Origin of the sequence: Chamaesiphon sp. OTE_75_metabat_556 (assembly GCF_031378165.1) — a bacterium.
Taxonomy (GTDB): domain Bacteria; phylum Cyanobacteriota; class Cyanobacteriia; order Cyanobacteriales; family Chamaesiphonaceae; genus Chamaesiphon.
The window spans coordinates 1-22,715 of the sequence record NZ_JANNDR010000075.1 but is presented as its reverse complement, the minus strand read 5'-3'; the positions used below and the strand labels follow the sequence as shown (position 1 = coordinate 22,715).

At 45.6% G+C, this 22,715-nt stretch carries 18 protein-coding genes and 2 pseudogenes; 10 read left to right on the top strand and 10 right to left on the bottom strand.

Going from position 1 to position 22,715, the window contains the following annotated elements:
- Window positions 1-139: 139 nt before the first annotated feature.
- A pseudogene (locus RMO27_RS23715) lies at window positions 140-2,637 on the top strand (DEAD/DEAH box helicase); the annotation flags it as partial.
- 16 nt (window positions 2,638-2,653) lie between these two features.
- Window positions 2,654-3,484, top strand: coding sequence for an SWIM zinc finger family protein (locus tag RMO27_RS03755; RefSeq protein WP_309729243.1), 831 nt, complete (start codon window positions 2,654-2,656; stop codon window positions 3,482-3,484).
- A gap of 112 nt (window positions 3,485-3,596) precedes the next feature.
- Here RMO27_RS03755 and RMO27_RS03750 read toward each other — a convergent pair whose 3' ends face one another.
- The 3 genes from RMO27_RS03750 to acpP all read right to left on the bottom strand — a co-directional run bounded on the left by RMO27_RS03750 (window position 3,597) and on the right by acpP (window position 6,595).
- Window positions 3,597-4,772: a sn-glycerol-3-phosphate ABC transporter ATP-binding protein UgpC gene (locus tag RMO27_RS03750; protein WP_309729241.1), complete on the bottom strand. Its 1,176-nt coding sequence runs from the start codon at window positions 4,770-4,772 to the stop codon at window positions 3,597-3,599.
- Window positions 4,773-4,945: 173 nt separating this feature from the next.
- Entirely contained in the window at window positions 4,946-6,241 is a 1,296-nt protein-coding gene (fabF, locus tag RMO27_RS03745; protein ID WP_309729239.1) for a beta-ketoacyl-ACP synthase II, read from the bottom strand.
- Window positions 6,242-6,355: 114 nt separating this feature from the next.
- Window positions 6,356-6,595 (bottom strand): acyl carrier protein, encoded by a 240-nt coding sequence (gene acpP / locus RMO27_RS03740; RefSeq protein ID WP_309729237.1) that lies wholly within the window; start codon window positions 6,593-6,595, stop codon window positions 6,356-6,358.
- Window positions 6,596-6,939: 344 nt separating this feature from the next.
- Between acpP and RMO27_RS03735 the strand changes: the two genes are divergently transcribed.
- Together RMO27_RS03735 and RMO27_RS03730 are read left to right on the top strand one after the other, a co-directional pair.
- Window positions 6,940-7,554, top strand: a complete 615-nt coding sequence (locus RMO27_RS03735; protein WP_309729235.1) for a class I SAM-dependent methyltransferase — start codon at window positions 6,940-6,942, stop codon at window positions 7,552-7,554.
- A gap of 142 nt (window positions 7,555-7,696) precedes the next feature.
- Window positions 7,697-9,949, top strand: a complete 2,253-nt coding sequence (locus RMO27_RS03730) for a heavy metal translocating P-type ATPase (RefSeq protein WP_309729233.1) — start codon at window positions 7,697-7,699, stop codon at window positions 9,947-9,949.
- 663 nt (window positions 9,950-10,612) lie between these two features.
- Here the strand turns inward: RMO27_RS03730 and RMO27_RS03725 are convergent.
- From RMO27_RS03725 to RMO27_RS03705, 5 genes are all read right to left on the bottom strand, one after another.
- The gene (locus RMO27_RS03725; protein ID WP_309729245.1) at window positions 10,613-10,852 is read right to left on the bottom strand and encodes an ATP-binding protein; all 240 of its coding nucleotides are present in this window, start codon (window positions 10,850-10,852) and stop codon (window positions 10,613-10,615) included.
- A gap of 32 nt (window positions 10,853-10,884) precedes the next feature.
- Complete coding sequence (locus RMO27_RS03720; RefSeq protein WP_309729231.1) at window positions 10,885-12,525, bottom strand: FkbM family methyltransferase; 1,641 nt, start codon at window positions 12,523-12,525, stop codon at window positions 10,885-10,887.
- Between the two features lie 39 nt (window positions 12,526-12,564).
- Complete coding sequence (locus tag RMO27_RS03715; protein ID WP_396133607.1) at window positions 12,565-13,251, bottom strand: ATP-dependent Zn protease; 687 nt, start codon at window positions 13,249-13,251, stop codon at window positions 12,565-12,567.
- An 82-nt stretch (window positions 13,252-13,333) separates the two neighbouring features.
- Window positions 13,334-14,080, bottom strand: coding sequence for a serine protease (locus RMO27_RS03710; RefSeq protein WP_309729226.1), 747 nt, complete (start codon window positions 14,078-14,080; stop codon window positions 13,334-13,336).
- 97 nt (window positions 14,081-14,177) lie between these two features.
- Window positions 14,178-14,717: a COP23 domain-containing protein gene (locus tag RMO27_RS03705; protein ID WP_309729224.1), complete on the bottom strand. Its 540-nt coding sequence runs from the start codon at window positions 14,715-14,717 to the stop codon at window positions 14,178-14,180.
- A gap of 505 nt (window positions 14,718-15,222) precedes the next feature.
- On the opposite strand from RMO27_RS03705, the gene RMO27_RS03700 reads away from it, so the two are divergent.
- Window positions 15,223-16,680, top strand: coding sequence for a protein kinase domain-containing protein (locus RMO27_RS03700; protein ID WP_309729223.1), 1,458 nt, complete (start codon window positions 15,223-15,225; stop codon window positions 16,678-16,680).
- Between the two features lie 37 nt (window positions 16,681-16,717).
- Here RMO27_RS03700 and RMO27_RS03695 read toward each other — a convergent pair whose 3' ends face one another.
- Window positions 16,718-17,224 carry a nuclear transport factor 2 family protein gene (locus tag RMO27_RS03695; RefSeq protein ID WP_309729221.1) on the bottom strand — a complete coding sequence of 169 codons (507 nt, stop codon included), beginning with the start codon at window positions 17,222-17,224 and terminating at the stop codon, window positions 16,718-16,720.
- 129 nt (window positions 17,225-17,353) lie between these two features.
- Window positions 17,354-18,121, bottom strand: a complete 768-nt coding sequence (locus RMO27_RS03690; protein WP_309729219.1) for an HAD family hydrolase — start codon at window positions 18,119-18,121, stop codon at window positions 17,354-17,356.
- A gap of 218 nt (window positions 18,122-18,339) precedes the next feature.
- On the opposite strand from RMO27_RS03690, the gene RMO27_RS03685 reads away from it, so the two are divergent.
- The 5 genes and pseudogenes from RMO27_RS03685 to RMO27_RS03665 all read left to right on the top strand — a co-directional run.
- A complete protein-coding gene (locus RMO27_RS03685) occupies window positions 18,340-18,978 on the top strand; it encodes a metal-dependent hydrolase (protein WP_309729217.1) in 639 nt (212 codons plus the stop codon).
- A 215-nt stretch (window positions 18,979-19,193) separates the two neighbouring features.
- A pseudogene (locus tag RMO27_RS03680) lies at window positions 19,194-19,943 on the top strand (aspartoacylase); the annotation flags it as partial.
- Between the two features lie 22 nt (window positions 19,944-19,965).
- Window positions 19,966-20,187, top strand: a complete 222-nt coding sequence (locus RMO27_RS03675; protein ID WP_309729215.1) for a hypothetical protein — start codon at window positions 19,966-19,968, stop codon at window positions 20,185-20,187.
- 365 nt (window positions 20,188-20,552) lie between these two features.
- Window positions 20,553-21,446 (top strand): DMT family transporter, encoded by an 894-nt coding sequence (locus tag RMO27_RS03670; protein ID WP_309729213.1) that lies wholly within the window; start codon window positions 20,553-20,555, stop codon window positions 21,444-21,446.
- Between the two features lie 421 nt (window positions 21,447-21,867).
- Window positions 21,868-22,715 (top strand): amino acid permease (locus RMO27_RS03665; RefSeq protein ID WP_309729211.1); only part of this gene is annotated, 848 nt, incomplete at its 3' end.

Genomic DNA, 22,715 nt, shown 5'->3' with positions numbered 1-22,715 from the left:
GATTCATAGTGCATAAACTAAAGATATGGGATAAGATTTTGCACGATCGGTAGTCATTCAGTTAAATCGCTGAAAGCCTGACATAGCAATAGTTTGAAATGTACTTTGACCTTTTTGGCGCGTTGGGCTATTTTAGCCAGTTTGTACGGGTGGTTTAGATACACCCGACGTACCCATCGAATTCTATGACAAAGAAACCCTACTGCGTCATTTTTCCGAATGTCTGCTGCATGATTATGTTGCCAATACGCCGATCCCTGGCACCTTCGAGAAAAAGATTGCCAACTCCAGACTACTAACTGGCTGTCTCAATCTCCAGAATTCGGGTATACCCTGGACAGATAGCCAAGCTTTAGCTATCTATAAACAGTGGCAAACCTGGAAACAGAAACTAGTAGCAGCCCAAAATAACTCTGCCTTTCAACTCTGTTTTCAACTGCAAGAAGCATCAATTCAAACCCCAGATCGCTGGTATCTAAAATTCCTAGTCGCCGCCAAACAAGATCCCTCCATCAAACTCGAACTCGATGACTATTGGCATCTCGACAACAAAACCAAACAAAATATCTATCGCCAATTTGGCAAAGAATTTGAAAAAGACTTACTCCTGAACTTAGGCTACGCCGCGCGGATTTACCCTCAAATTTGGCAAGGATTAGAAACAGATAAACCCGTCGGCTTTTTTCTGAGCCTCACCGATGCCTTTGACTTCCTAGCCCAGAGTGCTTGGGTATTAGAAGACGCAGGTTATAAAACCATCGTCCCTGCTTGGTGGACACCCCAAGGTAGAGCTAGAGCTAAACTCCGTCTCAAAGCCTCACCGAAAAAGTCTGGCACGAGCAAGGCTGAAAAAGGCTTATTTCACCTCGATAATCTCATTGACTACCGCTACGAACTCGCCATCGGCGACGCGCAAATTACCCCCCAAGAATGGCAGAAATTAGTCGATGCGAAAGCTCCACTGATCCACTTTCGTGGGCAATGGATGGAATTAGATCTGGCTAAAATGCAGCAAATGCTCCAATTTTGGCAGTCGCATCAAGATACCCAACCAGAATTGACGCTGTTAGAATTAATCCAAAAAACTGCTGCGGCTAACGAGGAACTCGAAGTTGAAGCCGATGATAGTTTAGCCGCAATGATGGTAAATTTAGGCGATCCCAGCCAACTCGAACCGATCGAAAATCCCCCATTATTACAAGGAACCTTACGCGAATATCAAAAGCGCGGCGTAGCCTGGATTCAATATCTCGAACGCTTGGGTTTAAATGGTTGTCTGGCTGATGATATGGGTTTGGGGAAAACTATTCAAGTAATTGCCACCCTAATCGCCGAAAGAGTTAATTCAGCGGAAATTTTGCCAACCCTATTAATCGCCCCAACATCTGTATTGGGTAACTGGGGCAAAGAAATCGAGAAATTTGCACCCATCTGAGCGTAAAAATCCATCATGGTAGCGATCGAATTCAAGAATTAGCAGCCTTTAAAACTGCTACTGGCGCATGTGATGTAGTCATTACTTCCTATACGTTAGTTAGAAAAGATAGTAAATTATTACAAGCAGTGGATTGGCATCGAATTGTCATCGACGAAGCCCAAAATATCAAAAATCCTGCTGCCGAACAAACCAAAGCGATTCTCAAGCTACCAGCCGCTCGTCGCCTTGCCTTAACCGGAACCCCCGTCGAAAATCGATTATTAGATTTATGGTCGATTTTCAATTTTCTCAATCCTGGCTACTTAGGTAAAGAAGCTCAGTTTCGTAAATCATTTGAAATCCCCATTCAAAAAGATCGGAACCAAGTCCAATCGAGCGTCTTGAAAAAATTGGTACAGCCGTTTATCCTCCGTCGCCTTAAAACTGACAAAACAATTATCAAAGACTTACCAGATAAAGTAGAGCATAAACAGTATTGCAACCTCACCAAAGAACAAGCATCCCTCTACGAAATCGTCGTTAAAGATGTCATCGAACAACTAGGAACCGCCGAGGGAATCGGGCGCAAAGGATTGATTCTATCTACCCTGATGAAACTCAAACAAATTTGCAATCATCCCCGCCAATTTTTGCAAGACAATAGTGAATTTAGCGTTACCCGCTCTCACAAATTACAGCGGTTGGGTGAAATGCTCGAAGAAATTACGGCTGAAGGCGAGAGCTTATTAATTTTTACTCAGTTCACCGAAATTGGCGAAGCTCTGCAACAGTATCTCAAACAAATCGGCTACCGTACCTATTACCTGCATGGCGGTACATCTCGCCCTAAACGCGAGCAAATGATAACTGAATTTCAAGCTCCCGAAACCGAACCTGCCGCTTTTGTACTGTCATTAAAAGCAGGTGGCGTGGGGATTACCTTGACTAAAGCCAACCATGTTTTTCATTTCGAGCGGTGGTGGAATCCTGCCGTTGAAGATCAAGCAACCGATCGAGCTTTTAGAATCGGACAACAGAAAAATGTGTTCGTTCATAAGTTTGTGACTCTAGGTACATTAGAAGAACGGATCGACGAAACGATCGAAAACAAGAAAAAGATTGCTAGTTCGATCATCGGAGCCGATGAATCCTGGCTGACAGAGTTAGACAACGAAAGCTTTAAAAAATTAATTGCTTTGAACAAACAAACGGTGTTGTAAATAAGATTTAATAACTATGGCACAATTTAGTCGAACCTGGTGGGGACAGCGATTTATTCAGGCATTAGAAGAGTTTAGCGATGAGGCTAGATTGGGGCGCGGGCGTGGCTATGCCCGCAATGGCAAAGTTAAAGAACATCAAATTGCTAACGGTAAAATTACCGCTAAAGTCAGGGGTTCTGTCAATCCCTATTTCGGCGTTTACAAAGAACCAACATATAAAATCTCGATCGAGATCGAACAGATCTCAGCAGCGAATTGGTCGAAGGTAATTTCTGTTCTCGGCTCTAAAGCAAGTTTAATCTCTAAACTCCTTTTGGGTGAAGTCCCCGATAATATCGAAGCAACTTTTGCCGAACTAAATCTACATCTACTCCCCCACAATCATCAAGATTTTAAGACAGACTGCTCCTGTCCCGATTATAGTAATCCTTGCAAACATATTGCGGGAGTTTACTATCTAGTCGCCGCAGAACTCGATCGAGATCCGTTTTTATTATTTGAACTACGGGGCATCTCTCGATCGAAACTCCAACAGGAATTAGCTAAATCGCCATTAGGGAAAGCTTTAGCTTCCACTCTAGACGAGGTGGAATTACCGATCGCATCGACAGATTCTTACTATACCAAGCCTAAAAAAATCGCTCTCAATCTCCCCGCTACTCCCAAGGATTTTTGGCAGGGAGCGCAACGATTACCGCAAACTGTAGACGTGGGCGAAATTGCCACTATTCCCGCTGTTGTCGTCAAGAAGGGGGGTGATTTTCCGCTGTTTTGGACGCAGGACAACTCTTTTATCGAGGTGATGACAGAATTATACGAGCGGGTACGGAAGCAAAATAGTTGAGAGATTTTGATGTCTAACTCCAGACTGGGGGCACTCTCGATCGACTTTATAGAACCCATTCGATCGACATAAATCCCATCAGGCAATGAATTTAGTACCAGATCCCCCCTGTTTAATGAAGGCGATCTCCATCGATCGAGAATAAATACAGGCTATTAGTATCGATTTTCAAGGTCAATTGTCGATCGATTTGAGGCGTTCGGGATGAAGCAATTCGAGCAGTGAGGATAGAATTATTGAGACTATCGGTAGGTGTAGGATCGATCTGGTTAGGTTCGCTGCCATAGAGATCGGGATCGATAAAATCGAGCGCGGCAGTGGCATGGACGATCGTTTCGTGACCGAGGGCTTCGATCGTTTTGACAGTGACGGTAATTGAGTTGGTGAGATCGGCTGAGGCAACACTAAAAGCTTCGGGACGGATACCGACTAAGATTTGGCGATCGAGATTGTCCTCTAAGTTCTGATATCGATCGATTATGGCTGTTCCGATGGCGATCGCGCGATCTCCGACATCAACGCAAAAATTACCATGACGATCCTTGCGCAAGCGGCTCCGAAAAATGTTCATCGCTGGCGAACCGATGAATCCCGCCACAAAGATGTTCTGTGGTCGATCGTAGAGGTCTTGAGGTGCGCTGACTTGTTGGAGCTTACCGCCCCGCATTACTGCCACGCGATCGCCCATGGTCATCGCCTCTACTTGGTCGTGGGTGACATAGACGGTCGTGGTCTTGAGCCGTTGCTGGAGGGTGATAATCTCGGCGCGAATTTGCGATCGCATTTTGGCATCGAGATTGGAGAGCGGTTCGTCCATCAGAAACACCGCCGGATCGCGAACGATCGCGCGTCCCATCGCCACCCGCTGCCGTTGTCCCCCAGATAGTTGTTTGGGTTGGCGATCGAGCAATTCGCCCAAGCCGAGTTTGTCGGCGGCATCGCTGACGAGGGCGTTGATTTGCTTGGGGGTGAGTTTGAGCATCCGCAGCGGAAATTCGAGATTTTGGCGCACGGTCATATGCGGATAGAGGGCGTAGTTCTGAAACACCATCGCAATATTCCGCTGTTGGGGGGTGCAATCGTTGACGACGCGATCGCCGATGATAATTTTGCCAGCAGAAATATCTTCCAATCCTGCCAACATCCGCAAGGCTGTCGATTTACCACATCCGGAAGGGCCGACGAATACCAGAAATTCGCCGTCAGCAATTTCCAGACAGAGATCTTGAATCGCGCTCTGGCCATTAGCATAAACCTTGAAGACTCGATCGAATTTCACTGTAGCCATGCATGATCACTCCTAAGCGCATCGTCACGATCTACTCGATCTTAACCTTTCCCCGCTCCCCGCTGTCTTGCAAAGGATTGATTGCGCTGTATTGTCAGCCAGGATCGATTAGGTTAGTCAATCGATCGCCAAGTCAATAAAGACGTTGAGCTTGCTCGTGATTAGGTGCCATTTTACGAGAATTTCTGGAAGGCCAAGATGACATTGTGTCCGCCAAACCCAAAGGAATTGGAGAGCACAACATCAACATTCGCCGCGCGACTGACGTGGGGGACATAATCGAGATCGCAGCCTTCCGCTGGTGTCTCTAGATTGATCGTCGGCGGGATAATGCCGTGGTGGATCGCCAGAACGGAAGCTACGCCTTCGATACCGCCTGCGCCGCCGAGGAGGTGTCCGGTCATCGATTTGGTAGAACTGACGGCAATTTTGTAAGCATGGTCGCCCAGTGCCTTCTTGATCGCGGCGGTTTCGGTCGGATCGTTGATCGGGGTGCTGGTACCGTGGGCGTTGATATAGCTGACGGCTTCGGGTGCTAGTCCGGCATCTTTGAGACAGAGGGACATGGCCCGGGCGGCATCGACACCACCAGGGGTCTGTCCGGTCATGTGATAGGCATCGCAAGTCATCGCATAGCCGACGATCTCGGCATAGATTTTCGCACCGCGATTTTGGGCGTGTTCGAGTTCTTCAAGTACCAGGATGCCTGAGCCTTCGCCCATCACAAAACCATCGCGTCCGGTATCGAAGGGACGACAAGCGTGGAGGGGATCGTCATTGCGGGTGGAGACGGCTTTACAAGCGGCAAAGCCAGCGATACCCAATGGGGTGATCGCCGCTTCCGTCCCACCGCAAATCATCGCGGTCGCGTAGTCGCCTTGAATCAGTCGAAATGCTTCGCCGATCGCATTGGCACCCGCCGCACAGGCCGTAACGGTACAGCAATTGGGACCTTTGGCTCCGAGTTCGATCGCGACCAGTCCGGCGGCCATATTGGCGATCATCATCGGAATCATGAACGGACTACACCGACTCGGCCCTTTGGTGAGATAGATTTCTTGTTGTTCTTCGAGGATCTTGAGTCCACCGATCCCCGTACCGATGGTGACGCCGATCCGGTCGGCATTGGTACTATCGATCGTCAATCCCGAATCGACGATCGCTTGTTTAGTGGCACACACGGCTAGTTGTGCGAACCTGTCCATCCGTTTGGCGGCTTTTCGGTCGAGATACAGCAACGGGTCGAAATTTTTGAGTTCGCCAGCGATCTGACAGTCTTGCTTGGCGGCGTCAAAGTGGGTAATATTACCAATCCCATTCCGTCCACTCACCAAGCCTTCCCAATACTCAGCCAAGGTATTGCCAATGGGTGTAATTGCACCCAAACCAGTAATAACAACACGTTTGCGTTCGCTTAGCGTCGGCTTTGCCGAATCGATCCGCTGGGATTGGGGATGGGAATTTGCCATGGTGGATATAGAGATGTGGGGGTGCTGTGGTGCTGGGATGCTAGGGTGCTGTGCTTCATGCGGAGATCTTGCTCCGCATCACTACACTGCACGATTGTCTGCCGCGCAGCGGTACTAGCCTTGTTTGGCGTTAATATAGTCAACTACGGATTGAACGGTTTGGAGTTTTTCAGCTTCTTCGTCGGGAATTTCCACATCGAATTCTTCTTCTAGTGCCATGACGAGTTCGACTACATCCAATGAGTCAGCTCCCAGATCGTCAGTAAAATTCGCTTCGGGAGTGATTTTGCTGGCATCTACTTCCAATTTATCTGCAATTACGGCCTGCACTTTCGCCAATACATCTGCGCTCATAGTTGTTCTGTGTTTAGTTTAATAACGATAATCCAGCTCTTACACCCGCTTGCCAATGGCCGACCAAAGGTCATCGAGGGTAGGTCAATAGCACTCTACATCTTAATATGAAAATGCACGATAGCCGCAAAAATCGGCGATCCACGCTGGGGATAGCGGTAACAGATCTCACTGGTGGCGATCGCTTTGGCGACTAATAGCATCGAACGATCCCTCGACTAGTAGCGATTGGACTCTGACTACTGACAGACTTCATTGCATCTGATTTCTTGACAGATCGACCTCAGATGCAATGATTAATTTAATAGGATCGACTACGGATCTTCCATAAATTTCTTACTCTTATGAATATTTATTCCCGACTGATTTTCCCCACATTAATCGATCTAGTAATGTCTGGTAAAGATTTCACAAACTATCGGCGGGTTGTCCTTGCCGATGCAGCCGGATCTGTTTTGGAAATTGGCTTTGGTACTGGTTTGAATCTGGCTTATTATCTACCCAGTCGAGTCGATAAAATTACTACGGTCGATGTCAATCCAGGTATGAACAAACTTGCTCGAAAACGGATTGCCACTAGTTCGATTGATGTGGATTTTCAGGTGATAACCGGCGAAAAATTGCCAATGACAGACAGTACATTCGATACGGTAGTTAGTACTTGGACGCTATGTAGCATCAAACAGGTAGAAACCGCGATCGCCGAAATTCACCGCGTGCTGAAACCAGGTGGTAAATTCCTATTTATCGAACATGGATTGAGCAATGAGCCAAATATCCAAACTTGGCAACACCGAATTACTCCCATTCAGAAAGTAATCGGTGATGGCTGTCATCTCGATCGACCGATTCGCCAATTAATTTCCACACAGTTTAGTAATTTAGCCGTTCGAGAATTTTATACCCCTAACACACCGAAAATTGGGGGGTATTTTTATCAGGGCATCGCGATTAAGTGAGTGCTAAACAGTTTGAATGTAAAAGTTAGTTGCAGTATTATAGTCGCAAGAATGAGAATCATTCTATCTCTGAACATACTTTCAGGTATTGTGATTTTCGTCTACAATTTGAGATACTAGTCCGCCACTCGCCACCACAGATATGACTCAAGTACCTGCGCTCAAAACCCAACGGATGCAAGTTGGTGGCATGGACTGCACGAGCTGTGCGATGAAGATTGAAGGTGCTGTAGAACAGCTAGCTGGGGTGGCTGAGATCTCTGTGGTGGTATCAACTGGGAGATTGATCGTCACCTATGATCCCGCACGGGTGAGTGAAGCAGATATCAAACAACGAGTGACAGCGTTGGGGTATAGCATTGTGGGCGATAAGTCGCCAGCGAAACGCAGTAGGCACGACCATAGCAGTCACGATCACCACAGCGGTCATCAGGATGGCGACGATCGCCACAGTAGTCATGCTCACAGTAGCCACGACCATAGCAGCCATGACGATGGTGACGAAGATGACCACGTACACGATCGTAGTGGGGGAGCGCTGAATTTACGGCGGGAAGGTTTATTAGTTGGAGTCGTAATTGCGCTGTTTGTGGTCGGCTCTGTATTTGAAAAACAATTAACCGCTACACCTTATTCGATCGGGGCATATTTAGTATTTATTCCAGCTTATTTATTGAGTGGTTGGACTGTATTGACAAGTGCCGGACGCAATATTTTGCGCGGGCAAGTATTTGATGAAAACTTTCTGATGACGATCGCCACTGTCGGGGCGATCGCGATTAAACAGCTACCCGAAGCTGTGGGCGTGATGCTATTTTTTAAAGTCGGTGAATTGTTTCAAGAATTAGCCGTCAGTCGATCGCGGCGATCGATTTCGACACTCCTAGAAATTCGCCCCGATGCTGCTAATCTCAAAACAGCAAATGGGATTGAGGTTGTTTCACCAGCACGAGTGAAAGTCGGCGATACGATTATCGTCAAACCAGGGGAAAAGGTACCTTTAGATGGTGAGATCGTTGATGGTAACTCACAGGTCGATACATCGGCATTAACTGGCGAATCAGTGCCCCGCACGGTGAATGTAGGCGATCCAGTGTTGGCCGGAACGATAAATCAAACTGGTGTTTTAACTGTCACTGTTACTAAATTATTTGGGGAATCCTCGATCGCCCGAATTCTCGATCTGGTCGAAAATGCCAGTAGCAAGAAAGCTGAAACCGAAAAATTCATTACTAAATTCGCTCGTCGTTATACCCCGATCGTGGTAATTTCATCGCTGTTAGTAGCATTGATTCCGCCGTTGGTAATCCCAGGTGCGACTCACGCAGAATGGGTGTATCGATCGTTGGTGCTATTAGTAATCTCCTGTCCTTGTGGATTGGTAATTAGTATTCCCCTCGGCTATTTTGGGGGCATTGGTGGAGCAGCTAAACGCGGAATATTAGTGAAGGGATCGACTTTCTTAGATACTTTAGCTGGTGTAAAAGCGATCGTTTTTGATAAGACAGGGACTCTGACTAAGGGCGTATTTAAAGTTACCGAAATTGTCCCTTCCAATGGATTTAAGCAAGACGATTTGTTACGCATTGCAGCGGAGGCAGAAGCAAATTCTAACCACCCGATCGCTAAATCAATTCGCGTAGCTTACGATCGACCGATCGATGAATCTACCATCTCAAATTATACCGAAATTGCCGCCCACGGGATTCAGGCAACGATCGAAGGCAAGCTCGTTTTGGCAGGTAACGATCGATTGATGCACCGCGAAAATATCGCTCACGATACTTGTAATGTCGAGGGAACGGTGGTGCATTTAGCAGTAGATCGAGTTTATGCTGGATATATTATTATTGCCGATGAAATCAAGGAAGATGCCATCCAAGCAATTCGCGATCTCAAAGCCGCAGGTATCGAGCGAATTATGATGCTCACGGGGGATTCGCAAGCTGTGGCACAACGGATCGCGAAGACTTTAGGAGTGGATACTTTTGCGGCAGAGCTATTACCTGAAGATAAAGTAGCAGCAATTGAAAAACTGCTAGGAGAGTTTCACAAAAAGGGGAAAGTTGCTTTTGTTGGCGATGGTATTAATGACGCGCCTGTAATTGCTAGAGCCGATGTGGGGATTGCGATGGGTGGCTTTGGTTCGGATGCGGCGATTGAAACTGCTGATGTCGTACTGATGACAGATCACCCTTCAAAAGTCGCAGCGGCGATTCAGATGGGCAAAAAGACTCATGCGATCGTCTTACAAAATATTATCTTTGCACTGACGGTTAAAGCTATTTTCATCGGATTAGGTTTAATGGGATTAGCAACAATGTGGGAAGCTGTTTTTGCCGATGTTGGTGTGGCATTAGTCGCAATTTTCAATGCTACTAGAGTCTTGAAGTGAGTGAAAAATATTGAGCAAGCCAAAACTTGACAACATTTAACCTCAAATCTCTACTGTGGATAGTTTTCGGGTTGCGAATTGCCTTATTTTCGATCGCATTAGGTACGGCGATATCGAGTCATAGTCTATTGCCTAAATCTTTAGCAACACCTCGATCTGGATATACGATCTCGATCGATAGCTAAAATGCTCGAATCGATTGCAAACTTGAGACTCGATCGTAGTCTAATATTATTAGAGGGGTAAATTCACATCGATCGGCTATCGAATCCAAGTATATGAACTTAGATCGCCAACACCATTGGGATACCGTCTACTCTACTAATACGATTTGTGGCACGATCGCGCTGTATTTCACTTCTTAACAGCACCCGAAGATCGCCTAAAATATGCACGACTTGTTGAAGGATCGCTAAAATCTGGGGGGATTTTGGTGATGTCAACTTTTGCCCCCGATGGCCCCGAAAAATGTAGTAATCTTAATGTCAATCGATATAATTGTGACGATCTTTTAGCTATTTTCGGGAAAAGCTTTAAGTTGATTCATAGCGATCGAGAGGTTCATCAAACACCATTCCAGACACAACAATCATTTAGCTATTGCGTGTTTGAAAAGTTGAACTTAAATTCTATTTGAAGATTACCTTATTAAAATCACTGATATTAATTAATCTTCTTGCTACTAATCAACTCGATTGTAAAAATACTGCCTTTTCCTATTTGACTAGATACAGTTAATTTTCCCCGATGAAGATTGACGATCGATTTGACGATCGCGAGTCCCAATTCCGTACTCCGCTGAGGCGACGAAGATTTAGATTCGGCTCGATCAAAGCGATCGAATATTTTTTCTCGATCGGTAGTAGAAATACCGATGCCAGTATCTTTAACTTGAAATGAGATCTGGTTGAGAGTAGCACCATAATCATCTTTGCTTAAAGGTTATCTGTGCTATGAAAATTCCCCCTAGCACCTACTTTCGGAATGGCGATCGCTTTCATGACTTCGGCGAAGTCCGACTCGCTCTCTAAGGGGATTAATTGTTGTAAATATGGTTGATAGCGAAATAGCTCATAATTGCGATCGAGTAAGTATTGGGCGGCGGCTAAATCGACACCTTTACTGGTGTAACTGTTATAAATAATTGTTGGAGCAAATTTAGCCAAGGTTTGTTCGCCACCAATCAAAATTGCGAGTTCATTGCCTTCTGTGGAAATTTTAATTACTGCCAGTCGATCGATACCCAAGCTCTCGACAAATGTATCGAGCGTCGTGCAATCAACCTCTTCGATTTCGGTTGCTGGTGCTAGTACTTCATCGACTGCGGCTAGATAGTTGAATTCACTGCTAGGTTGTAAAATAAGTCTAGCTCTACCATCGCGATCGCCGATCGCTTGTCTAAAAATTTCGACATTTTCGAGCTGGTTATGGCGGCAAGTTTCATGCAGACAATCGACGGCGGTACTAAACGGCTCGATCGCATAAACCTGACCATTGACGCCGATTCTGCGGGCAGCACTAAAAGTATAAATACCGACACTCGCACCGATATCGATCGCATTCATCCCCGGTTGCAAATACTGTCGCCAAAATTCTAATTCCCGCTCGAACCAATCACCTTCAGCTAGCAAGCAACGGGTCGTCGGACTTTGCAAACTCGCTGCTACTGCTAGCGAAATTTCGCGATCGCCGAGTGCTGTTTTGCCACTATCAAAGGGTAGATAAGTCCACTCACTATCGATCTCCAGTTCCGTCCATTGCCACGGTAACTCGTTCGAGAGTTGACTCGCATAATCTACTCCGACTTGATGCCAATGCTGGGCAGTTTCTGGCTGTTCTAAATCCAAATAAGCTAGATATAATGCTTGCAAAATTGTCGGACGATCTAGCGCGATCTCGGCAGCTCGATGGAGATAAACTAAGCCTTCTAATTCTTGATTGCCGATGCTATAAATACCCAGACGCATATTCGGAAAAATTAGCTCGGGCATCAATTGATTCATCAGATGTAATAGCCGCAGCCCAGTATGATTGTCCAAACTAATTTGGGTACGACACAATACCTCGGAAAGCATCAACATCGCTTGGGTGTAGCCATTATCTACATTCAAAATGCGCTGGAGTTGTTCGCTGCGCCCATTAGTGATGCAGTGGGTGCGCGCCAATGGCGGAATATACACAATCCCTGGCTCGATCTGGGCTTCGGTATAAGTAGGTTGCAAGTTATTGATAAAGGCACTGAAGGCAATCTGCGCTGCCTCTGTGTAATTTCCCAACATACAATTGAGTAAGGCTAAATGCGCCGCACACAGCGGATGTTGGTTTAATTCTGCACCAGCTTGGACGGCATCAAAAGCAATTTCGGCGTACAAGCCATGGGCAAGGGAGTTATCGCAGCTTTCGGCTGATACTAGGGCGGTGACAGCGAGATTGTTCCAATCTAAGGCGGTTTGGGGTTGCTCCCACTGACACTCATCCAAAATTTGGTTGAGTGTTTGCGATGCTGGTGCCGCGATCTCTACCTGATTTTGCTTGATGTAGTCTAGATAAGCTAGTTTGGGGTCGAAATCTATCATGGGGTAGGTTTTAGGCTTTAGGATAGAAATTACCGTTGATTAGAGTGTTGGGGATTTTAGTCGATCGATTTGTTGACAACATTCGGCTACTGAAGCGCGATCTTTCATAGCAATTACTAATGCTTGATATGCGTCCCAGTGGGTTTGAATCAGGGTTTTGGCTTGCAATGTAGCTGCATTTTCTTGGCGAACTAGTTCCTGTTGCTGTTTGCCAGCTACGAACAAGATACCTCGCAATTTTTGGCGATCTTCACCACCACCTTCGGCGCGATCGTACATCAATCTTTCGGCAGCAATTCCCGCCATCCATACCGTACAATATTGCGCTAGCAATCGACTGGAAATAGCTGCCTGCGGTGGTGCAAACATGACGCCACCTTGAGCAGATCGACCTTGCCGCCAGGATTCCCAGGCACTGAGTGTATACCCCGTAATCGGAATATCGAGTAAGTAAGCAACCAAAAAGTGTCCGGCTTCATGATGCACGATCCGTTGCCGATAGGCATCTTTAGTCCCGGCAATTGCATCGACAACGAGGGTGGCGATCGTACTTTTGAGGAAAAAATTATCGATCGTGGTTCCAGCAATAATTGCTGCGACGATCGCGATCGGCAGCGTTGAAGACACATTAATCAGGGGTGTGACTAAACTAGAAATAGTCATCCCAAAAATGCATATTGCAACTAAATTTAGCGAAATTTGTTTGGTTGGATTATCTGAATTCATTCACAAATATTAGAAGTTCGCTTGCCATACTGGTAAATACCCCAACTATCGAATCTCGATCTCGACCCAAATCACTCCCAACTCAATATTTAGGCCATTTCTGAGCGGGTAAATGGCCACTAGCGCGAAGATAACGATCGATATCGATCCCAAGGACGGAATTGACCGTACCCGTGCGTAAATCCATCGTGGCGCGACCGTTGATACCCACTAAATTGCCCCGCCAGTCAAGTACCGGTCCACCACTCATCCCTGGTAAAGCATTCACTGTATATACTAGACCATAACCATCAACAGGGCGAACGATGCGCCCCGATAGATTACCGACCAAATATTGGTATGTACGTGTTGCTAGCTGAGGGCTGGGGTCAGCCCACCCCGAAACATAGACGCGATCACCCTCGCGGAGGCGATCGGAATTACCAATACTGGCAGATCGATAACGATACTGACTCTGAAATTCTAAAATAGCTAAATCTAAATTACCAACTCTCGCGATCTTGGCTCTGGGCACTAGATGTTTGCGGCCATCGCTAGTAGCAATCGTCAACACGCTGTTGGCTCCCGATTCTTGAGAATTAACAACATGCCAGTTGCTCAGGACAAAATATCGATGTTTAAAGGGTGCGGCTGTACCGACACCTTGAGAGTCGATGATCGCGCCAGATCCAGTATTAGCACCATCAATCCTGACTGAAATCGTTTTGGCAATCTCGCTGACATTGGGGATCGAGATCTGCCAGAGCAGATAGGCGACAACTGCTGTCACCGCCACCATCGGGATGATATTTACTACCCGCGCAGTCAGATTAGAGGGACGCGATTTCATCGATACGGGGGATGTAGATTTCCCGGTTGGCAACTGGCAGATCGGCTCTTGTGCCGGCAAGATCGGTAGATTTTTGGTCTATTCCGACCCGATCTACTTATTGAGCCAAGAGCAGATCGATATTAACATAAGCATCTCGATTGCGATATTGCACTAATTGTTTGCCACTGAGTTGGATGATCCGCCCCGAAGCTCTAGCGCGTAAATCCAACATCTGCTGCAGGATTTGTGCCGAGTCAGTCCCTTTGGGTAGCGTGACTAGGACGCTGGACTTGGGACAAGTATTGCCACTGACTCCCGCATCGACACACAGCACGGGATAGGTATTGACATTCCCCGTCCGAATATATTTCAATTTACCATCCCGATCGAAGCGATCGAGGCGATTTGACACTTCACCACAGCGTTGGCTGATATTGTTGTACTTGCCTGTAAACGATCTCACCCAATGGATCATTGGCAGACTACCCCTAAAAGTTTTCACAACCGTAGTTGGTGCTCCACCGATCGATTCGCAGCTAAACTTTCGACTGGGTTGGGCTTGACTGGGCTGCCACCATTGAGCGGCAATTGCGAGGCTCGTACTCAGCAAGAAAACACCTGGGAATTTACGGATTGAGGTCAGTATTTTTAGCATAGGATGTGAAGACAATCGTCGATCCAGCCACTTGAGCAGTATTGCTTATAGCGATTAAATCGCAGTTAATTTATCACCTATTATAGACACAGTCCCCAGCTATTCTCCGCAACTCTCTACAGCATATATACTGAATTTTCCGTACAAAGATCGGCTAGATGTATTACTTAAATTGAGAGATCGATCGCAGTATTATTAGCGCGTCTGTGCTCGGTCTGTTAAAGAGTGCGATTTGTGACAGCAATTGGCAATTTACTCGTCAAAAGATCGGCCAAATATCGGAGGCGGAGTCAAAAATCGGGTTTCTCGATCGACTACGTAATTAGGCTCAAGTTAACTAGCAGTTTCGATCGATCTGCGGTACAAATTAAGATAATTATCTAATCCTAGTTTTTCCCTAGTTAGTGAGCGTAGTCGTTGGCACAGTCTTGGTTGTGGTGTCTGACTATCCCCACCCGCTGAGATTGACTCGCACCACCCACATCACTTAACTAAACACCACTGTATGTTAGGCTCAATCCTTCACTCTCATTACAAAATAGTTAAGATTCTGGGGATCGGTAAGTCGGGCATGACTTATTTAGCCAAAGACTTGGATCAGATCGACTCACCATTTTTTGCGATCAAACAAATTCAACATATTCATGGCAACGGGATGATGCCCCAGTTAGCTGAAAAACTATTTGAAATTCAAAGCGCGATCTCCTATCAACTCGGACAACATGCCCAGATCCCCTCGCTAATCACCACATTTGAAGAAGATGGCGAAAGATATTTGGTGCGCGAGTATATCGACGGTGAATTTCTCAGTCAAGAACTCATCCCCGGTGCAACTTGGACTCAGACCCAAGTGTTTGATTTCCTGTTCGATTTAAGTGAGATTTTATGCTTCGTGCATAGTTTTAAATATATCCATCAAGATCTCAATCCGCACAATATCATTCGCCGTAATGATGGTAGATTTTGCTTAATTGGCTTTAGTTCGGTCAAGGATTTGGGCAGTGCCTGGCCGAATTTAGTAGATGAAGATGGTAGACATATTAACGATCCTAGCTATACTCCTTACGAACAAGAACAAGGAATTTCCAAATTAAATAGTGATATTTATGCCGTCGGGGCGATCGCCATTCAATCACTCACTGGTAGATTTCCCATTGCCAAAGATCCTTATACTTATGAATTAAAGTGGCGAGATGAAGTAAATATTCACGAGAAGATGGTCGATATTATCCACAAAATGGTACGTCCCGACTATCGCAATCGCTATCAATCGGCAGTGGAAGTATTACAAGCCCTCAAAGCTTTTGCCTTGACTCAGATTCCCGCCCAGAAATCCCGTCGCTTTCAACCGCAGCTAATTTTTGGGACGGCGATTTGTGGATTAATCCTCGGATTTAGTGCGATTAAATTGTTCTCAGCATCCGCAAATAAGCCCCAGCTAGTACCATCACCCATTGTCAGTACTAGTCCAGCTACTAAACGCAACGAGGTAGGTTGGCACAGATATGCAGATAAAACAGCCAACCTCCAAGTCAAATATGCGAGCACTTGGCAGCGAGAGGAGATTCAAAATATCGTCACTGGCGAAAATGTCATCTTTACTGCTCCGGCATCGAATTCGGCGGGTAAGTATCGAGCCAATATTTCAATTCGGGTCGAAAATCTCACCGATCCGCGTACTACTTTAGCTAGGTATACTCAATCGACAATCGCTGAAATCGATCAATACTATCAAGATGCCAAAATAGTCGAATCTAGTTCGACCAAGTTAGCCAAGCGGCCAGCTAATTTAGTTGTATATACTGGTAAAGATGAAAATTCAACGCTCGTCAAAAATCTTGAAGTATGGACGATCGATCGTGGCAAAGCCTATATTCTGACCTACAAAGCCGAACCCGATCGATATTATGAATATCTCGGCACCGTGATGACGACGATCGAATCATTCACACTAAATAAGTAAACGTTTAGTCGAGCGAGCGATCTATAATTACCTGAATTTAGCCTTTAAAAGTTTGACCATTAAAAGTAGTTTGACTGGTAAGAATTTTGCTTTGCTTTAGCCGCCATCCTTGTGGCGTTTTTAGCCAGGAATCGCGGGATGTTTGATTGATGACTAGTTTGTTAAAACCCGCGATCGTCCCTTCAGTTTTTTGATCGATCGCGACATCGATGCCACCAGCACTGACATCAATGTTTTTAATAGTTGCTTTATTTGAGGTTAGTTTAATATTAAATCTTTTGAATAAATTATCATAGTGCTCGCGGAACTCTGCTAAGTTCTGCTTCTTTCCTTCAGAATCGATGCTCACATAATCTGGCGTAAATAGTGCGGTTGCCCCTTGAATATCTTTGCGGACAAAGGCGGCATTAATTTGATTGTAGTTAGTTTGGATTGCTGGTTTAACCGACGCATTAATTTGAGCGAATACTGGTTGAATTGCCGCGATCGCTACAGAAATTAAGGCACCAGAAATAATCGAATTTCGATGAGTAGAGAAGATCATTTAGTAGATTGGTGGAGAGGACTGACGCGACTGACGTTGCCGCTAGCGGAAAGGTTCCGTAATTTAATTAATAGTCGATCGATTTTGGGTGTCGAGTTAGCGAGATCGCCGCTAGCCTCGTCGAATTATTTAAGCTCTAGTCTTGAGTAAATTTACCAATTCACAAAATCCCGCCACTTCGGGTAACTTGGTGAGATATTGGGGCTGATGGGCTAATTGAGTAGCATAATGTTGAATATTCGCCACGCCAACCGATCGATCGAATAATGATCGATCGAACATACTCGCATCATTAGGACTATCGCCGACGGTAACGATCTGTTGCGGCGCAATGTGAGGGAAGTATCGTTCGAGTACGTGTAAAATTGCTATCCCTTTATCTTGGTGTAGCGGTTTAATGTGGCACTGAACAGTACTGAACGTAAAACTATAGCCCCATTGTTGACATTGAATAGCAATTTCATCCAATTCTAAATCAGTTAAACCAGCCACATCAAATGTCCAGTCAGTAATCCGAAATTGATTATCACTCGATTCCGCGATCTGCGGATAGCGAGATTGCAATTCCCAAAACCGATTTGCCAACTCCGCGCGATGCTCCTCAATCCTGTCAATCCGCGTAATGAAGTCGAAACCGCTACCATTTCGATCGAAATAGACGCCCCCATTCTCCGCAATCGCCCCCGCAACTGGAAGATAGTTATTGACAGCACTCACCCATCCCGCCGATCTCCCCGTCACTAATAATAACTCGATCCCTTTGGCACGAATCAGATCGATCGCTTGTAACAATTCGGTGGTAAATTTCCCCTCCCGCGTCAGGGTGCCATCGATATCCGTCGCAATCAGCCGAATATCTGTCAGTCGATCGGGCGTTAACGGTAGACTGTGCAACACGATGGTAGATGGTAGGGGGAAGGTGAAATCCTGGGGTACGTTCGCAGATGCAATTACCTGCGGATACAGCCCATATTATGGCACAAAGGCGGCTTCAGATTGACTTAAAATAGTGAGCAATGCGTAGCTACTTCCACCGACAGTTTAAAGTGGTGACATGTTGATTGTCGATCGCAATCCTAGTCCTAGACAGTAGCTAGTTTTAGTTGGATTTTTGGATGTCATCATTCATCGGTCATAGCTTGGCAGGTTTAACGGTATATCTGACAACGACAGAGCTACAGATAAATCGTCAAGTTCGAGCTTCAAGCAAGTATAACTTACCCTGGCTGATGTGGCTGGTTGCGATCGCCTTGATGCCTGATATTGACTATCTAATTCCATCGCTAATCTTACAGTATAACGATCGTCGAGTTAGGACTACTCATTCATGCCTGGGAGCATTAATAGTTCCAGTTTTCACTATGCTAATTTTATATTTATTGGGTAAGCGTGGCAAAACCCTGAAACTGATGAGCTGGCAAGCGGTATTAGCTGGTTTATCTCATTTATTATTGGATTTACTTACGGGAGTATTACCACTACCGTTACTGGATCCAAGCTTAGCAGTTTTTCGGCTACCCTTCGGGCTGTTACCTAGTGCTGGTAAAATTCAATTAACTAACTATCTATTTTATCGAAATCTGTCGATCGAGCTAGGTGTGATCGTACCGCTGGCAATTAGTTCGCTGCTGATAATTTACGATCGAACCTTATTCGGCAAACATCGATTGGTAGTTACTGCTGGATTATTAATATTTGAATTCATGTGGATTTGCAGAAGATCATCTACCGATCGAAGATGTGGATTGGCATAAAGTGATTAATCTACCGATAACAGCTGTGGATTGGGTTGAAGCGATGTATCATCTACTGTACACACAGATAGTAGGTTCGATCGATGATTACATCTTTGCGCAAATATAAAACTACAACTAAACTCGATCTCGCTTTTACTCGTAATGAATTGACAGGAGTATATCTAATTAAGAAGTTCGACTGATTCCCAGTTCTATTACACCGAGAAAGTTTTGAGTGTTTGACCGTATTAGCCAATCCTGACGCAATCAAAGAAAATCGCCGCTATGTCGATCGAGATTTAAACCGTTGTTTTTCCAAAGACGATCTAGCTAATTTGGAGCTGACTAGCTATGAAGACAAACGTACCCAGGACATCGCCGCCCAACTAACTGATGTCGATTTCATTATCGATTTACATTCCTCAACTGCGAACATGGGGTTGACAATTATCCCGTCTAGTAGCCATCCAACTAACTTGCGACTAGCTGCCTATTTAAGTGAAATTCATTCAGACGTTTGAGTTTTACATGGCGTAAATTGCGATTCGATGCTACTGTCGCTTTGCCCATTAGGCTGTGCGATCGAAGTCGGAGCTATCGCTCAGGGTGTCCTCAATGCCAAGTTATTTCAACAAACGGAAATGCTGGTTCATGCCATTTTGGACTATTTAGATGCAATGAATATGGGTCAGCCCCTACCCGTACCAGCAGAGGTGACTGTATTTCAGGCTTTCTCATCGATCGATTATCCGCGCAGTTCGGGAGGTGAAATCCAAGCGATGATTCATCCCCAACTCCAGTTTCAAGACTATCAGCCGTTACATCCTGGCGATCCAATGTTTTTGACATTTGCTGGTGAGACGATCCCTTATCAAGGCGAATCTACTGTCTTTCCACTCTTCATTAATGAGGCTGCTTATATTGAGAAAGGTGTAGCCATGACTTTCAGCAATCAACAGCAGTTAACAATTGAAGCAATCTAAATCTCTTAACCTCTTTGAGGTTATGGCAAATAGACAAGGGAGAATACTCGATCGTCGGTACTTCTGCCCGATCGGCCGATCGCCTGAACCGCTCAATTATCCGCAAACCGACCAGACAAATAACTCACCCCGTCGTCCTCCCGCAGCTAGCCATTTACCATCAAAGGAGAAGGCTAAAGCATCGATTTCCCCAAGGGAAGGCTTCGCCAACGAATTACCCGTTGGCGGACAGTTGCACTCATAATTCGGATGAACTTTCTGCAAAGTCTCGCCGATGTGCAAAAGTCAGGGTGATAACATCCCCCGATCGAGCGATCCAAGAACACAAATAGGAGCGAACGATCTTTGTCCCTTCCCCTCGATCGAAATCAAACCTTATCCGGCTCATGGTTAAAAGATTAGCTGCATCACCTGTCACCTAAAATGTGCTCGGTACCGATCTAATTCCAGCATTTACCCTGCGGGCGATCGCGATTGCTGGCGCAGCGGCGCAATGTGGCAAGGTTGATACCGAAAATTATCGGGCGTTGATGATTTGAGGTCTGAAATTTCGAGATCGCCGCTACCAAAATCATCCTTAAATCGAGCAACACCAACGATCGAACCTGTATGACTCATTCCAAACTAGATCGTCGAAGTTTAGTAACTGCAATATTTGCCACTGCTACGTGGGCGATGGTGGGTATCTTCGTGCGGTGGTTACCAGGATGGTCGCCATTTGCAATTCTGACAGGTCGCTTTTTCGTTGCGACAGTTGTGCTGCTACCGCTACTGCTCATGACTCCAGGCGTTCGCGAAGATCTGGCTCGTTCCCTCCGCATTGCGCCGATCTGGCGGTTGAGTTTGCCGGCGATCGGATCTTATCTATTGGGTACGACATCATATCAGATGGCACCGATCGGTGAAGTTACATTGTTATTTACCACTTCACCGTTGTTTGTTATTGCCTATAAGTATATTTCCCGCTTACCTGTCAAACACAGTGAAGGCTGGGGCATGTTATTGGCAATGGTTGGAGTGAGTTCGATCGTGTTGCCGCAACTAGCTACCGAGCGAGCTATTTCTTGGCAAACAATTGCAGGCTACTTCCTCGCTTTAGGCGCGGCTGGATTGTTGGCACTTTATACAGCTTTGTTTAATGCATTTACAGATCGAGGTATCGTACCAAAACCGATCAGTATCGTATTTGTGACTTTTTTGCTAGGAGGGTTGCTATCACTACTGTGTGTGGTTTTCTTTTCTAAACTAGCGATTGTCACTAGGATCGATCGACAGGAGATCTTTGTCTTACTAGGTTTGGGGATCTTTGCGACTGCTTTACCACTGTTGTTATATACGATCGCCGCTCGGCGGTTATCGATATTACTCATCACAGCTATTTTATTATTAGAGCCAATGTTTGCAGTATTATTTGCAGCGATATCTCTACAAGAAATTCCATCATTGTGGTTTGGGATCGGTAGTATTCTGGTTTGCTGCGGATTATTGTCGATCGCCAAGTAATTGGGCTTAAATTAATTGATGATTGATAATTAGTTGGTTACGGTGGGGTTCAATCTCTATTATTTGGCTGTCGGTAAAGATCTTTACCAGGAGATTGCCAGATCTGGCAATGGTGCATAGTTACTACAAGGTTGCCAGCAAAGTCTATCGATCGACAGATATTTTACTAAAGAGCTAATTGTAAACTCTGAATATTAGAGCCGTCCAAAGATAAGATAAAACATAAAAAATGAGTGATAAATTAAAAAGCATATTCAGCGATCCGATCGGGTTTCGGATCATACGCTTCAGAATTTTTGATTTACCATCCAAGTTAATAACAAACAAGTTAATAACAAATAAATTAAGGTTTCAGTATTACTGAAACCTTGTTGGTCATTGAAACTATCTAAAATACCCATTTAGTATGTAAGGTAAGCCTGTGACAAAAATAGAGCAACCTAATTTACTCAAAACCTCGGAAAATAGTACTAATACACCAAGATCTTCACTCAAACTACTAGACGCGATCGCCTTGATTGTTGGTCTAGTCATCGGTGCCGGAATCTTTGAAACACCAGCATTGGTAGCAGCTAACGCCAATAGTGAATCTGCTGTTTTACAAGTATGGGGACTCGGTGGGGTAATCTCCATTATTGGTGCCCTCTGCTATGCAGAGTTAGCTACAACTTATCCGCATATTGGCGGTAGCTATGATTACTTAAAACGAGCATTTGGACAATCGAGCGCAACCCTGTTTGCTTGGGCGCGAATGAGTGTAATTCAAACGGGATCGATCGCGTTACTTGCATTTGTATTTGGAGATTATGCCTCCCAGATCTTGCCGCTAGGTACCTTTTCGGCGGGGAGTTATGCGGCACTAACGATCGCCCTGCTTACCGCTCTCAATATTTTGGGGATCGAGCACAGTAAGCGGCTCCAAAACTGGCTGACGATTACGACCATCCTGGGACTGCTGGCAATTATTATCATTGGCTTAACCTTGCCTACGGGTACTAGCTCCCCCACTCCGGCTACTGCTGCCACGACGTCCAGATCTTGGGGATCGGCAATGGTATTTGTGCTGTTGTCCTATGGTGGTTGGAACGAAGCTGCTCAGATCTCCACTGAGATCGAGAACTACCGCCGCAATATCGTCCGCTCGCTGCTATGGGGGCTGGGCATTATTACCGCTCTGTATTTATTGATTAATTTGGCATATCTCAACGGCTTGGGATTGGCCGGGATGGCTCAGTCTCCAGCCGTTGCCGCCGATTTGATGCGACAGGC